General features: G+C 70.3%; 16 protein-coding genes. 5 read left to right on the forward strand and 11 right to left on the reverse strand.

The features are described 5' to 3' along the window. Window positions 1–4 precede the first annotated feature (4 nt). Entirely contained in the window at window positions 5–589 is a 585-nt protein-coding gene (locus DMC61_RS11145; RefSeq protein ID WP_125689006.1) for a dihydrofolate reductase family protein, read from the forward strand. 15 nt (window positions 590–604) lie between these two features. Here DMC61_RS11145 and DMC61_RS11150 read toward each other — a convergent pair whose 3' ends face one another. The 3 genes from DMC61_RS11150 to DMC61_RS11160 form a co-directional block, all read right to left on the reverse strand. Next, complete coding sequence (locus tag DMC61_RS11150) at window positions 605–1582, reverse strand: RNA polymerase subunit sigma-70 (RefSeq protein WP_125689007.1); 978 nt, start codon at window positions 1580–1582, stop codon at window positions 605–607. Between the two features lie 82 nt (window positions 1583–1664). Further along, window positions 1665–2075, reverse strand: a complete 411-nt coding sequence (locus DMC61_RS11155) for a VOC family protein (RefSeq protein ID WP_016335614.1) — start codon at window positions 2073–2075, stop codon at window positions 1665–1667. A gap of 37 nt (window positions 2076–2112) precedes the next feature. After that, window positions 2113–2847, reverse strand: coding sequence for a helix-turn-helix domain-containing protein (locus tag DMC61_RS11160; RefSeq protein ID WP_125689009.1), 735 nt, complete (start codon window positions 2845–2847; stop codon window positions 2113–2115). A gap of 345 nt (window positions 2848–3192) precedes the next feature. On the opposite strand from DMC61_RS11160, the gene DMC61_RS11165 reads away from it, so the two are divergent. Continuing rightward, window positions 3193–4014 (forward strand): trypsin-like serine protease, encoded by an 822-nt coding sequence (locus tag DMC61_RS11165; protein WP_125689011.1) that lies wholly within the window; start codon window positions 3193–3195, stop codon window positions 4012–4014. A gap of 87 nt (window positions 4015–4101) precedes the next feature. Here DMC61_RS11165 and DMC61_RS11170 read toward each other — a convergent pair whose 3' ends face one another. From DMC61_RS11170 to DMC61_RS11185, 4 genes are read right to left on the reverse strand one after another with little or no spacing between them, the layout of a single operon-like run. Then, window positions 4102–5028 carry a ribokinase gene (locus DMC61_RS11170; protein WP_233594768.1) on the reverse strand — a complete coding sequence of 309 codons (927 nt, stop codon included), beginning with the start codon at window positions 5026–5028 and terminating at the stop codon, window positions 4102–4104. Then, window positions 5025–6059, reverse strand: a complete 1035-nt coding sequence (locus tag DMC61_RS11175) for a phosphotriesterase (protein ID WP_125689013.1) — start codon at window positions 6057–6059, stop codon at window positions 5025–5027. Before DMC61_RS11175 ends, DMC61_RS11170 begins: the two co-directional genes overlap by 4 nt. Next, window positions 6052–7047, reverse strand: a complete 996-nt coding sequence (locus DMC61_RS11180) for a DMT family transporter (RefSeq protein ID WP_125689015.1) — start codon at window positions 7045–7047, stop codon at window positions 6052–6054. Before DMC61_RS11180 ends, DMC61_RS11175 begins: the two co-directional genes overlap by 8 nt. 31 nt (window positions 7048–7078) lie before the next feature. Then, complete coding sequence (locus DMC61_RS11185; RefSeq protein WP_125689018.1) at window positions 7079–7831, reverse strand: glutamine amidotransferase; 753 nt, start codon at window positions 7829–7831, stop codon at window positions 7079–7081. Between the two features lie 111 nt (window positions 7832–7942). Here DMC61_RS11185 and DMC61_RS11190 point away from each other — a divergent pair, with 111 nt between their 5' ends. Both DMC61_RS11190 and DMC61_RS11195 read left to right on the forward strand, forming a co-directional pair. Continuing rightward, window positions 7943–8932: a LacI family DNA-binding transcriptional regulator gene (locus DMC61_RS11190; protein WP_125689020.1), complete on the forward strand. Its 990-nt coding sequence runs from the start codon at window positions 7943–7945 to the stop codon at window positions 8930–8932. Further along, the gene (locus DMC61_RS11195) at window positions 8929–9987 is read left to right on the forward strand and encodes a M20 family metallopeptidase (RefSeq protein ID WP_125689022.1); all 1059 of its coding nucleotides are present in this window, start codon (window positions 8929–8931) and stop codon (window positions 9985–9987) included. The genes DMC61_RS11190 and DMC61_RS11195 overlap by 4 nt, the downstream gene beginning before the upstream one ends. A gap of 9 nt (window positions 9988–9996) precedes the next feature. On the opposite strand, the gene DMC61_RS11200 is transcribed toward DMC61_RS11195, so the two are convergent. Both DMC61_RS11200 and DMC61_RS11205 read right to left on the reverse strand, forming a co-directional pair. After that, window positions 9997–10230, reverse strand: a complete 234-nt coding sequence (locus tag DMC61_RS11200) for a DUF6480 family protein (protein ID WP_125689024.1) — start codon at window positions 10228–10230, stop codon at window positions 9997–9999. 62 nt (window positions 10231–10292) lie between these two features. After that, the gene (locus DMC61_RS11205) at window positions 10293–11228 is read right to left on the reverse strand and encodes a glycoside hydrolase family 43 protein (RefSeq protein ID WP_125689026.1); all 936 of its coding nucleotides are present in this window, start codon (window positions 11226–11228) and stop codon (window positions 10293–10295) included. A 181-nt stretch (window positions 11229–11409) separates the two neighbouring features. Between DMC61_RS11205 and DMC61_RS11210 the strand changes: the two genes are divergently transcribed. After that, a complete protein-coding gene (locus tag DMC61_RS11210; protein WP_158634086.1) occupies window positions 11410–11700 on the forward strand; it encodes a DUF3040 domain-containing protein in 291 nt (96 codons plus the stop codon). Here DMC61_RS11210 and DMC61_RS11215 read toward each other — a convergent pair. After that, window positions 11667–12602 (reverse strand): universal stress protein, encoded by a 936-nt coding sequence (locus tag DMC61_RS11215; RefSeq protein WP_233594769.1) that lies wholly within the window; start codon window positions 12600–12602, stop codon window positions 11667–11669. The two genes, DMC61_RS11210 and DMC61_RS11215, sit on opposite strands and share 34 nt — an antisense overlap. 81 nt (window positions 12603–12683) lie before the next feature. Further along, window positions 12684–13778 carry a M20 family metallopeptidase gene (locus tag DMC61_RS11220; protein ID WP_125689420.1) on the reverse strand — a complete coding sequence of 365 codons (1095 nt, stop codon included), beginning with the start codon at window positions 13776–13778 and terminating at the stop codon, window positions 12684–12686. Window positions 13779–13798: the final 20 nt, after the last annotated feature.

A 13798-nucleotide genomic window follows, 5' to 3' on the forward strand; every position in this document is an offset into this window, starting at 1 on the left:
TGACGTGCGGAAACTGAGCTTTGGCATGAACGTGACCCTGGACGGCTACATCGCCGCGCCCGGCGGCGACCTCGGCTGGAGCGGAGGCGACGGGCCGGACTCGTCGCCGGGTGACGAGCTGTTCCAGTGGTGGTCCGACCGGGTCGCGGCGACGGGCCTGGCGCTCTACGGGCGCAAGCTGTGGGAGGGGATGAGTTCCCACTGGCCGACCGCCGACCGGCAGCCCGGCGCGACACCGGCCGTGATCGAGTACGCCCAGCGCTGGCGGGACATGCCGAAGGTGGTGTTCTCCTCGAAAACCGCCGCCGTCGACTGGAACACCCGCCTGGTCACTGCCGACGCGGTCACCGAGATCACCCGGCTCAAGGCCGAGGACGCCGGCCCGATGGACATCGCCGGCGCGACGCTCGCCGGGTCGGCCATGCGGGCCGGGCTGATCGACGAATACGTGCTGGTCACCGTGCCGGTCCTGGTGGGCGGCGGCACGCCGTTCTTCACCGCGCTGGACAGCTGGGTGAACCTGACCCTGGTGGAGACGCGGACGTTTCCCGGCGGCGTGCTGCTGACCCGGTACGAGACGAGGCGCTGAGGGAGACCTGGGCGATCACAGGGTCGCGGGCAGGCCCAGCCAGGACTTGCCGGTGGCGTCGAATCCGGTGAGCTCGGCGATCTTCCCGTCGGCGACGCGCAGGACCGCGATCGCGAACAGCCGGTGCTCCGCGTCTCCGGGGGTGCGCAGGTACAGCGCGGCGGCCGGCATGCGGTTGACCGTCGTGGCGATACCGCGCCAGTCGTCGTGGCCGCGCTGGAAGAGTCCACCGGAGACCCAGCCGTCCACCGCGTCCTTGGCCGTCGTGGTCGTGGTGCCGGCCTCGGGCAGCATCGCGAAGCGCAGATCTTCGCGCAGCAAGGCCGCCAGACCGTCGAGGTCGTTGCGCTCATGAGCCTCGATGTACGCCTTCACCACGCCGCGCTCGTCCTTCGACAGCTCCGCGCCCCGCCAGTCGAGACGGCCGCCGGGCAGCCGCCCGCGCATAGTCACGCGCGCCCGCTGCAAAGCGCTCGTCACCGACGCGACGGTCAGCTCGAGGGCGTCGGCCACCGTCGACGCCGGCCAGCCGAGGACGTCGCGCAGGACGAACACCGCCCGCTGCCGCGGCGGCAGATGCTGGACTGCGACGATGAACGCCAGCTCGATCGTCTCCCGCGCCACCACCGATTCCTGCGGGTCCTCGGGGAGCATCCGGTCGGGGTACGGCTGCAGGTACAGCACCTCGGAGTCCTGCAGTCCGGCCGGGACGGGGGTGCGGTCCTCGCGTTTCTCCAGGAAGTCGAGGCAGGCGTTCGTCGCGATCCGGTACAGCCAGGTCCGCAGCGCGGCGTGTCCCTTGAACGACTCCCGCCGGTGCCACGCCCGCAGGAACGTCTCCTGCGTCATGTCCTGGGCGTCCTCGTAGTTCGCGAGCATCCGGTAGCAGTGCACCTGCAGCTCACGCCGGTGGCGCTCGGTGACGAGCGCGAACCGCGCCGGATCGCCGGAGCGGGCCACCTCGATGAACGTGGCCTCGTCCGCGTCGGTCATGGTCGTCGCTCCTTCCACTGGTGCGAGGGGTCACCTGAATCGACGACGCGGCGGAGGATTTCTCATCGGTGGGGCCCCGCGGTCACTCCTGGCCGTCGCCCATCGCGGTCGGGTCGTAGGCCAGGAATTCCCAGCTGTGGCCGTCCAGGTCGTCGATGGCCCGGTTGTACAGCCAGCCCATGTCCTGTGCCGCGCGCGGCTCGGTGGCACCCGCGGCCAGTGCCGCGTCGACCAGGCCGTCCACCTCTTCGCGCGACCCGGCGGCCAACGCGTTGATCACCTCGATCGGACCGTCCGTCATGGACCGCTTGGTGAACGACGCGAACGTTTCGCGCGTCATCAGCTGCACCAGGATCGTGTCGGCGAGCGCCACCTGCACCGAGGTGTCACCGCTGAAGTCCGGGTTCACCGTTCCGCCCATCGCCGTGTACAGCTTCGTGCTCGCCTCGAGGTCGGAGACCGGCAGGTTGACGTAGATCTGCGAGATGGCCATGACTTCTCCTCCAGTAGGTCTGTGGTCACCACGAAACCTACGGGTGCACCGCGACCTCGGTCTTGTACAGAAGCGACAGCACCTCGTCCTCGCTCGCGCGCCTGAGCTGGGTGGCCGTACGTCCGGTGAACCGCGTCAGCGAACGGGCCAGATGCGGCTGGTCGTGATACCCGACCCGCTGCACGACCTCGATCGCCGCCATCCCCTGCCCCAGCAGCATCACGGCCTGCCTGGCGCGCTCGATCTGCCGGATCGCGCCCTGGGTCAGCCCGGTCGCCGCGGCCACCCGCCGCTGCACCGACCGCGGTGTGACCAAAGTGGGCACTTCGCCGCGGAGCACGTCGGTGACGAGCGGGTCGCGGATCAGCAGCCCGGCACGGACCAGCCGATCGACGAAGACGTCGGCGTTGTCGTAGCCCGGCGTCTCCCACTCCTCGCCCTGCAGGACGAACGAACGGGCCGTGCTGTGGGGACTCGACACCGCGGTGTCGACCAGCCCCCGCACCGGCATCGGCGCCAGGTACGCCCCGTGCCGGAAGATGATGCCGAGCGTTTCGCCCTCACCCGGCCCCAGTTCCAGCACCGTGGGACTCGTCTCGGGCCCGCGCACCGCCACATGCGTCTCGCCCCGGTCGCGCCACACCACGAGCTCCCAGTTCGAGTTCGCGATCGACCGCATACGCGACGGCCCGACGGCGGCCTGCCCGGCACGGTAGACCCGCTCCACGTAGGGAGAATCGGACTGGCGCTGCTCGACGCCGTCAAGGCTCACGGCAAGAAGCTAGCACCGGCTCCGGCCGCACACGCGAGTTCCGCCGATCGGTACAGGTGGTCGTGAGTGGCGTTTCGGGTTAGAACCCGAAACGCCACTCACGACCACCTCGACCGAAGCCACAGCTGCCACCGCAGTCGCACAACCCGTGGCGGATGTCATGAAAGGGTCGTTCAGGACGGAAAACGTCCTGAACGACCCTTTCATGACATAGGTGGTACCTGCGCTACCGGCCGGCGTCGGGCAGCCACCACCGTGGTTCGGGGGGCTTGCCCGATGGTCACGGGCGAGTTGAACGACAAAGCTGGACTTGATCGTTCCGAAGTCGTCGAACAAAGGAAAAGCATGTCGAAGGTGGCGACCCTACGCCGCAATCTGGTTCGTGCCGCCGCTGTCACGCTGGCGGGGGTGTTCTGCGCGATCGCGGTGCCCGGCAGCGCCGGCGCGGTGGTGAACGGCAAGAACTCCACCGAGCGTTACGAATTCATGGCCTCGATCCCGGAGGTCGTGCCCGAAATGAACAACGCCAAGGGCGTCTGCGGGGCCGTGCTGGTGCATCCGCAATGGGTGGTGACCGCGGCGCACTGCGTCGACCCGGACAACAATCCGGCCAGGCCGGAGGGAACCGTGCGGATCGGCAGCGAACGGCGGACGTCCGGCGGCACCGTCCGCACGATCGACCGCTGGGTCCGTCACCCGGGTTACCAGCCGGGCGCGCCGAACAAGAACGACATCGCGCTGGTGCGCCTGGACCGCCCGGTCTCCGAACGGCCCATCCGCATCGCCGACCGTCCCGGCCGCCCCGGCACGCCGACCCGCTTGATGGGCTTCGGCACCACGGTCGACACCGCCGACCTGGACAAGGTCGTGTTCCCCGAACGGCTCCAGCAACTCGACACCCGCATCGGCGCCGTGTCCGAATGCTCGCCCGGTTACGCGGACTCGACCCGGCTGTGCACGGTGAGCCGCAAGCGCGGCGCGATGGCGTGCATGGGCGACTCCGGCGGACCGCAGGTCCAGCGCGGCTGGGGCGGCCGCTGGGAGCTGATCGGCGTCACGTCCGGCCCCGGTGACGACGACGTGCCGTGCGCCAACGGCCCCGGCCTCTACACGAGCGTGCCCGCCTACGCCGGGTGGATCCACCGGACCATCCACGGGCACCGCTGATCCTTCGATCCACGGTACCGATGGTGGGCTGAAGGCTCCCTTCGCCGAGTCTTATGCGGCGAAGGGAGCCTTCAGCCCCCTTACCCCTCAAGAGATTCCGGCGACCTCGGCCGAAGTCGGCAGCGACGGATGCGCTCCGTGCCGTGTCACCACGACCGCGGCCACTTTCGCCGCGAAACCGCAAGCCGCCACCACTTCCGCGGTCGTCGGGTCACCGGGGATTTCCGCGAGCCGGGCGGCGAGCGCTCCGACGAACGAATCCCCCGCGGCGGTGGTGTCCACCGCCCGCACCGCGACGGCCGGAACGTGCGTGGACGACGACGCGTCGAGGACGGCACAGCCTGCGGCCCCCAGCGTCACGATCACCCACCGGCATCCCACGGCGGACAGTTCGGCACCGCCGCGCCGCAAACCGTTGCCGTCGAACGGATCCTGACCGGTGAGCTGCCGGAACTCGATCTCGTTCGCCACCACCACATCGCTGAGCGGCAGCAGCTTTTCGGCCGCGTCGCCGACGGGGGCGGTGTTGAGCACGGTCAGCGCGCCACGGGAGCGAGCGGCCGCGAAAGCGCGTTCCGTCGCTTCGGCAGCCGCCTCCAGCTGGCCCGCGACGACGCGAAGCCCTGGCAGTTCGTCAATCGCCGCTTCGGCCGCGTCCGCCGGGATGTCGGCGTTCGCGCCGGACACCACGACGATCGAGTTGACGCCCTCCGCGTCGACGGTGATCGCCGCGCGGCCGGTGGGCAGCGCCGACCGGCGCACGTGGGTCACGTCGGCGCCCTCGGCGAGCAGGGCTGCCAGGTATTCGTCGCCGTCCTCGTCCTGGCCGACGCAGCCGATCACGGCCACTTCCGCGCCGAGCCGGGCGGCGGCGACCGCTTGGTTGCCACCCTTCCCGCCCAGCTCCCGGCTCGTCGAAAACCCCATCAGCGTCTCCCCCGGCTCCGGGATGCGCGGCGCGTGGACGATGTGATCGACGTTGAGCGACGCGACCACCGCTATCGCCCGGCTCATGCGGTCAGCCACCGGGCCGGGACGTCTCGCATCATCCGGGACACGGCCTCGGCGGGCACGCCTTCGGCTTCGAGCAGATCGGCGAAGATCGTCGGCACGAACACGAGCCCGTTCCCGCCGTTGTGCGTCCACATCTGTTTGAGGAAGAGGTCGTGCGACAGCATGATCCGGTCGCCGAAGCCCTCGTGCACCCACCTCGCCACGGCGCGAGCGGTCTGGGAAACCGTCGGGGCGACCCCTTCGCCGGGGAACGAGATGTCGAGGCCGATCATGTCGAACTCCAGCAGCACGCCACGTTCGAGAAGCTCGCGTTGGTATCCCGGGTCCTCACCGGACGGATCGCTGTGCGCGAGCGCGACTTTGCCCGGCAGCGCACCGCATTCCTCCAGCACGAGGTCGAGCACTTCGTGCCCGCGGCGCTGCCAGCCCGGCATGTGGACGTTCAGCCCCACGGAGGGCCGCTCCGCCTGTGCGAGCGCCGCGGCCCGCAGGGACGCCCGCTCCCCGTCGGTGAAGAACGGCGAGACACCGACCTCGCCGATGACACCGGCCCGGATCCCCGTCTCGCCGGCACCCTCGTCCAGTTCGGCGAGGATGCGCTCGGTCTGCGCGTCGACGGTGACCGCGGTGATGCGCTCCCCCTCGAACTTCTCCAGGTACGCACCGGTGCCCATGACGATGGTGACCCCGGTGGCTTCGGCCACCGCCGCCAGGGCGAGCGGATCCCGGCCGATCGCGGCGCTTCCCGTCGCGTCGACCAGCGTGCCGCCGCCCGCCGCGGCGAAGGCGGTCACCTCGCGTACGACGCTCGCCCGGTCTTTCACCGCCACGTTGTCGGCGCAGCAGTAGGGATCCTGGCGGAGCAGGAACTGCCACCCCGGCCCCACTTCCGCCTCGGCGAGCGGCCGTGTGGAGGCGTACGAGGGTTCGGCGACCGCGGAGGACAGATCGTTGAAGAGGTGCTCGTGCGGCAGCACCAGTCCGAGGTCCGCCGCGTCGACCGGCCCGAGAACACCGCGCACCTCAGCCACGGCGCACCTCGGCGGGCTGGGCGAGGACCGCCGGTTCGGCCGTGTGCCGGGACGGGATCATCGCGATCGCCGCGGCCGCCAGGGCCACGACCGCACCGATGACGGTGACCAAATGGAGGCTGGAACCCGCCGCGGGAGCGACGACTTCGAGCAGCAGCGACCCGATGAGCTGACCGGCCGTGGAAGCCAGCCCCAGCAACAGAAGTCCCAGCCCGCGCACCAGCAAGGCCATCAACGCGATCGACATCAGGCCGAGCGGCCCGCCGAAGTACATCCACCAGGTGCCCGGCAACGTGAAGTGCGCGCCCGAAACCGCCATCCGCACCACGTACACGAGGCCGAGCGCCACGAAGCCGATGAGGAAGTTCCAGGTGATGGAAACGAACATCGAGCCGGACAGCAGACCGACCTCGGAGTTGCCGGCGGGCTGCCAGCCGGCGAGCAGGCCACCGACGAACGGCATGATCGCCAGCGCGATCATGTGCGGGGCCGACCAGTTCGGGGAGACCACCAGCACCGTGGCGCAGATGGCCAGGATCGCCCCGGCCACGCGCGGCGCGCTCATCGCCTGCTTGAACGGGACGCCGATGCCGAGGCGGTCGCACACCACGCCGGAGATGACCATGCCGGAGATCAGCGACGTCTGGAAGATCGCCACCCCGAGGAAGCCCACCGTGACACCTTCGGAAAGCACGATCACCGCGCCGCACAGACCGGCGAAGAAGTTCCACCGCGGGATCTCCCCGCGCACCAGCTGACCGGGCAGCCGGAAGAACGCGTCGCGCGTCCTGGTGCGTGCCAGCACGAGGATCAGCATCAGCACCAGGCCGGTGCCGAAGGACACCAGCGCGGCGGCGTGGCCGTCGGCGAGCGCGGTGCCGAGATGTCCGTTGACGAGCGACTGCAACGGGCCGAGCATTCCGGCGAAGACGGTCGCGACCGTCAGGACGACGACCGAAGCCGCGCGGCCGGTGGGTGACGTACTCATCGAATCCTCCTTGATCCCGAGTGCGCGCGGCTCAGATTTCGCGACCGGCGAGCCAGCTCATCGCCTGCGCGAAGAGCTTGCCGTAGCCGTCCCAGGCCATGAACTCCTCCGGAGCCCAGTGCGGGGAGATGTCCGAGGTGAACGCGAGGGTGCGGCCGCGGCCGACCTGGCGCGCGGCCAGCATGACGTCGCCCTCGACGGTGGCGAGCAGCTCCGCGTCCGGCTTCAGCGTGGTGTGCTGGTAGCCCAGCAGGATCGGCCACTCCTGGTCGAGGCCGGAGACCACCGGGTGCCCTGGCCGCACGACCTGGGCACGCACACCCTCCGGCGTCTCGACGCGGTCGTCGTACGGGTCGATGTCGACCGGGAGGATCTCCTCGATCGGCGTCCGGTGGTAGTTGGCCTTGCCCTCGAAACCCTGGAAGCTCAGGTAGCCGCCGGCCATCATCAGGCCGCCGCCGTTCGTGACCCATTCGCGCAGCAGCTTGAGCCGGTTCGGCGTCGGACGGCCGCGGGTGAACGTGTCCGGGTGGAGCAGCAGCGTGTTGGCGCCGATGTCGGAGAGCAGGACGACGTCGTAGGCGTCGAGCTCCGCCAGCGTCTGCGGGAATTTCTCGGCCACGTCGTGCGAACGCAGATGAGTCACCTCGACCCCTTCCGCCGCCAGCGCCGCCAGCAGCCGCTCGCACCCGATCTCCACCTGGGTGTGCGCGAACGGGTCGTATCCCTTGTGATCGATGGTCGCACTGACCCACGACTCCCCGGCTAGCAGGACCTTGACCATCGACGACTCCTTCGGGCGAAAAGCCTTTGCGTATGTTGCGCAACATAGCGCAACGCCGCCAATATAAGATGCGGTCGCAGTCGCCGTCAACGCTCAACGGGGAGGAGCCGGATGTCGCTGGCGAAGGTGGCCCGAGAGGCCGGAGTGGCCGTGTCGACGGTGTCGAGGTACGTCAAGGGGGAGCTCAACGTCGCCTCCGAGACGGCCCGGCGCATCGACGCCGCGCTGTCGGCCGAAGGGCATCCGCCCGTGCGGAAACCGGTGACCGGCCTCAGCCTCGGCCTGGTGGTCCCGTCGCTGGACAACCCGTACTTCTCCACGCTGGCGGACGCCGTGGTCGACGCCGCCGCGACGGACGGCGTCGACGTGCTCACCGCGCTCACCGGCTCGTCGCCGTCACGCGAGCGCGCCGCCGTCGAGCGCCTGATGCGCGTGCAGGACGTGGGCGGGCTGATCTACCTGGGGATGAACACCACCAACGAAGCCTTCACGAGCCGCCTGGCGGGCGATTTCCCGGTGGTCTTCCTCGACGAGTACGTCGAAGCGGCCGGACCTCGGATCGCGCACGTCACCGCGAACAGTTTCGGCGGCGCCTACCAGGCGACCACCCACCTGCTCTCCCAAGGCCACCGGCGGATCGCCCACGTCGGCGGACCGTCCGGGCTGCGCACGGCCGACCAGCGCGAGGCGGGCTACCGGGCCGCGCTGAAGTCGCACGGAATCGAGGCAGACGAGGCGATGATCGTGCGCGGCGCCTTCAGTTCCGCGTTCGGCATGAACTTCTTCGCGCATATGGCGCGGACCGGCGCGACACCGACGGCCGTGTTCACCGCCAGCGACATCGCCGCGGTCGGCCTGCTCGAAGCGGCCCGCCGCGCCGGGATCTCGGTGCCGGGAGACCTTTCGGTGATCGGCTGCGACGGGATCACCCTCGGCGAATGGACGTCGCCGCGGCTGACCACCGTCGCGCAGCCGACGGAACAGATGGCCCGCAAGGCGGTCGACGAGATCACCCGCCTCGCGGCCGGCCGCGACGCGGGCGACCACGTGCTCTCCATGCGGCTCGTCGTCCGCGAATCGACCCAGGAGTACTCCGCATGACCGACGAAGCCCTCGCGCTGCTGCGTGATCTGGTGCGCCAGGACACCACCTCCGGCGACAGCGCCGCACAGGCCGCCGCGCAGGAACTGGCCGTCTCCTACGCCACCGCCACTCCGGGTGTCCGCGTGCTGCGGCGCTCCACCTCCGGGCGCCCCTGGGTGCTGGTCGGTACCGAATCCGGCGACGGGCCGCTGTTCGTGTGCCATATCGACACCGTCCCCGTCGGCTCCCCCGCGCTCTGGGACCGCGCCCCCTTCTCCGCAGACGTCGACGAGGAGTTCCTGCACGGCCGCGGCAGCGTCGACATGAAGGGCGGGCTGGTCGCCGCGCTGGCCGCGTTGCGCAACGCCGCGGAAGCCGGTGCGCCGGCGCAGGTCCTCATCACCAGCGACGAAGAGATCGGCTGCCGGGGCGCGGCCGAGGCGTCGGCCTCGCTGGAGCTGACGCCGCGGATCGTCGTGGTGCCGGAGGCGACCCGGAACCGCGTCTCGCTCGGGCACCGCGGAGCCACCTGGCTACGGCTCGCCGCGCGAGGGAAGGCGGCCCACGGTTCCACGCCCCAGCTCGGCCGCAACGCGATCCGGTTGCTCGCGGACCGGGCCATCGGCGCACTTGATTCCCTGCCGTTGGCCGCCGACGACTACCTGGGCGAGGAAACCGTCAACGTCGGCACCTTCGAGGGCGGGACCGCGACGAACATCGTGCCCGCGTCGGCGGTTCTGACGCTGGATGTGCGCACTGTGGACGGTGGAGCGCCGTCGATCGCTTGGGCTTCGTCACTCGATCCGGCCATCACCGCGGAGGTGGATCTCGATCTGCCCGCCGTCCGGACGGCGCGTCTGCCGGAGTTGCTCTCCGGCCAGACGCCCGCACCCGCCGCCACTTACTTCACGGACGCCTCGGCTTTGGCCGGGTCCGTGGGCGGCGCGCCGATCGTGATCTGGGGCCCGGGCGATCCCGGGGAGATGCACGCGGCGAACGAGAAGCTGGAACTGGAATCGTGGCGGCGGGCTTCACGCGACTACCTCGAACTGGTCTTGGCGGCCGCGCGCTGATACCGGCCGTCAGCCCAGCTTGAGCCACCCCAGCGCGAGCGCGACGACGAACCCACCCGCCAAGACCACGATCACGCCGATGAAGATCAGCCACGCGACAGGCATCGCCTTGGACGGCATCGGTTGCGGGTGCGAGAGTCCGGACGTCTGAGCCGAGTCGGGCGGCGTGTCGCCCGGCGTGACACCGCCTCCTGGTTCGCGGCGGGTCTTCTCGGGTTCCGGGTCGGGCGGCTGGGCTGTCATCGCCGGTGCTCCTTCGGTCGGTCTTCCCCATCGAGTACCCGAACGACGGCGACGAAACCCTTTCAGCCGAGCTGGGGCACGTCGTTCGGGAATCCGATGGGCAGCTCGTACATCCCGCGGGCGGTGCGGCCACCTCCGAGCCAGCCGTGGAAGTGGATGTGGCCGTCGACGACGTCGGCGCCGCCCGGCGCGTCGACCTTGCCGCCGAGCAGATCGGTGGACAGGAACGGCGTGCCCGCTTTGACGAACGGTCCGCTCAGCGACGGCGCGGTGGCATATCCCGTGTGATAGCCGGAACTCTGGAACGTGTCGGCCGAATAGAACAGCACGTACCGGCTCGGCGTCTTCACCACCGACGGCGCCTCGACGACGGCGTTCTCCGACGCGAGGTCGGCGCGCAGGAGCTCGATCCGCGGACCGTCCGGTGTCCGTCCGTCGGCGAGCAGTTTCTGCGACCAGATCGCGGCCGGGGGCCCGACCGCCGCGCCGTCGCTCTTGTAGAGCAGGTAGCGCGAACCGTCCGAGTCCAAGAAGGTCTGCGGGTCGATGTCGCCACCGTCGCCGGGGACACAGATCAGCGGACCGTCTCCGGCAGGCGTGTACGGCCCTTCGGCCTTCGCGGCGGTCGCGACGCCGATGCACATCTCCCCGCCGGGCGCCACCGCCGCGGAGAAGTAGAGCACGAACGTACCGTCGGAAAGCCGGGTCACGTCGGGGGCCCAGAATCCGCCGTCGGGTTTCGCCCACTTCGGTACGGCCGCGAGGGCGTCGCCGCCCACCCGCCACGGACCTTCCGCCGCCGGCGCGTGCGCGTAGGGCACTTTCACCGCACCGGTGCTCGTGGAGAAGGCGAAGTAGCCGGAGTCGGTCTTGACGATGTCGGGATCCGGGAAGTCCTGTCCGATGAGCAGCTTCGGCGTGCCGATCGCGAAAGCGGGCGGCGCGAGGACGAGTGCCATGGTCACGGCGAGGATCAGGAGCCGGTGCATGAACTTCATGACCGATTCTGTGGACGGGACGGCGCGGTCGGCAGCGTCACCCGGACACGGCCACCGGGAAGCGTGGACTTGCCCGTTCACCCTGTCTGGCGGGATTCATCCGCGCGTCTTCGGGTAGTCGCACCGTTTGTCCCGGGCCTCGGCGGGTACGCCCGGGTACAAGGCCGACGAAGGAGGCATCGTGCGACGCCGAGACCGCCGCATCCTGCAGGAGATCGAAGAAGACCTGACCGCGAGCGACCCCGATCTCGCGGCGGCCTTCGACCAGGTGAAGCGGGCCCCGGGCGTCCAGGCCTGGTGGGCCGTGCTCTTCGTCGCCGAGATCACCGCGCTCCTCATGATCACGGTGGGACTCTTCAGCGACAGGGGCCTCGTGTTCCTGACCGGCGTCGCCGCCGCGAGCGCGCTCGTGTGGGCGCACAACACTTACCGCCGGGCTCAGCGGTTACCGGCGTGGCGTTCCTTGTGGTGACGGACCACGGCGACCGGACACGGCGCGTGGTGGACCATGGCGCGGCTGACCGAGCCCAGCAGTGCGCGGCGTAGCGGGCCGCGTCCGTGACTGCCGACGACGAGCAGCGCGGCGCCCTCGGCCTGCTCGGCCAGCGCGTGAGCGGGCCGGTCGACCGCGATCACGCGGTGGACGGGGACGTCCGGATACCGCTCCCGATATCCGGCCAGTGCTTCGTCGAGCACGGGTTTTCCGCGTTCCTCGATGAGCTCCCGGTCGTGCTCGGTGGGAGTCACCGCCATCGCTTCGAGCGGGAGATCGGACCAGACGTGCATGGCCACCAGCGCGCGGTGGTGCCGGTCGGCGAAGTCGTAGGCGAACCCGATGGCTTCCTTGCTGGTCTCGGATCCGTCGACACCGACCACGACCTTCCGGTCGCCGTCCGCCGCCGGTTCGTCGCCGGCGCGCACGACCACGATGGGCCGGTGGTAGTCGTGCAGGAGTTCGTTGGCCGTGGAGCCGACCAGGAGCCTGGGCAGCGCGGTGAGCCCGGACGAACCGATCACCAGCAGGTCCGCGTCCTCCGCGGCGCGGGCCAGCTCGTCGGGCGCGCGGCCGGACAACAGCCGCGTCGACACGGTCAGCTCCGGCCATGCCCGGCGGCATTCCTGCGCGATGTCTCCGAGCATGGCCTCGGCGTGCCGTTGCGCTGTTTCCTGACCAGCTTCGAGAAACCCGGGCCGCGGCCAAGCGCCGCCGCTCGGGAGGGCTTCGGGCACGGGCGGGAACCCGACGACATGGGCGATAACCAGTCCGTGACCTCGGACAGCGGCTTCCTCCGCCGCCCAGCGCACGGCCTTCCGCGCTTCTTCGGAGCCGTCATAGCCTGCGACGACGGCTCCCTTGTCCATCGGAACGGTCATGGTGTCACTCCCCGACTGCGGGCTTTGACACCATGTGGGCTACCACGCCGGGCGGTCGCCGAAACCTCGGATCCCCCCTCGTCAGGCGAGTGCCGCGATCAGCCCGATCACCAGCGCCGTCCGTTCCGGGATGTGCTGCACGAGGATGTGTTCGTCGCGTGCGTGCGCGCCGCCTCCGACGGCACCGAGTCCGTCGAGCACCGGGCGGCCCAGCGCGGACACGAAGTTGCCGTCGCTCGCCCCTCCCACCGCGGTCTCCTCCAGCTCCCAGCCGTCTTCGGCGGCCACCTTCCGCGCAACCGCGAACAGCGCCCGGGACGGGTCGTTCGGGGTCATCGGCGGCCGGTTCCACTCCCCTTCGACCGAGACGGTCACGCGGGGATCGGCGGCTTCCAGACCGGCGAGCACCTTGTCGATCCGGTCCATTTCGGACGGTTCGGCGACCCGGACGTCGACGCCGCAGCCGGCGCCGCCCGCGGTGACGTTCCGGCCGGTGCCGCCGGAGATGGTGCCGACGTTGACCGTGGTCCCGAGTTCGCGCGAGCCCGCGGCCGCCAGTTTCCCGACGATCTCGGCGAGGGCGTGGATCGCGCTCGCTCCCGCGTACGGGTCCAGGCCCGCGTGCGCCTCGACGCCGGTGGCGGTCACGTCGAACAGGCCGACCCCCTTGCGCGCGGTCTTCAGCTTGCCGTCCAGCGACGCCTCGAAGACGAGGGTGGCCAGCGCGCCTTCACTGGCCGCTTCGATGTACGGCCGTGAGTGGGGGCTGCCGATCTCCTCGTCGCCGTTGAAGAGGAATTTGACCGACGGATGCGGCAGGCCGAGTTCGCGGAGGCCGCGCAGGGCCCAGACCGATTGCACCAGGCCGAGTTTCATGTCGAACGCACCCGGACCGGTGACGCGGCCGTCCTCGTCGGTGTACGGCCATCCGGCGAGCGTGCCCGTCGGCCAGACGGTGTCGTAGTGGCTCAGCAGTAGTACCGTGCCCGGCGCCGTCCCCTGGTAGCCCAGTTCGAGCACGTCGCCCCGGACCGTGTCGGTGTGCCGGGCCTCGGTATCGGGTGCGCCGAGCCGGTCGAAGACCCACGCCCGGATGACGTCGAGGCCTTCGTCCAGCATCGGCTTGTCGTAGCTGTGCGTCTCCAGCTCGACGATGCTCCGCAGATCGTCGAGCATGGCGGGCAGGGCCTGCCGGG

Origin of the sequence: Amycolatopsis sp. WAC 04169, assembly GCF_003947535.1 — a bacterium.
Classification (GTDB): domain Bacteria; phylum Actinomycetota; class Actinomycetes; order Mycobacteriales; family Pseudonocardiaceae; genus Amycolatopsis; species Amycolatopsis keratiniphila.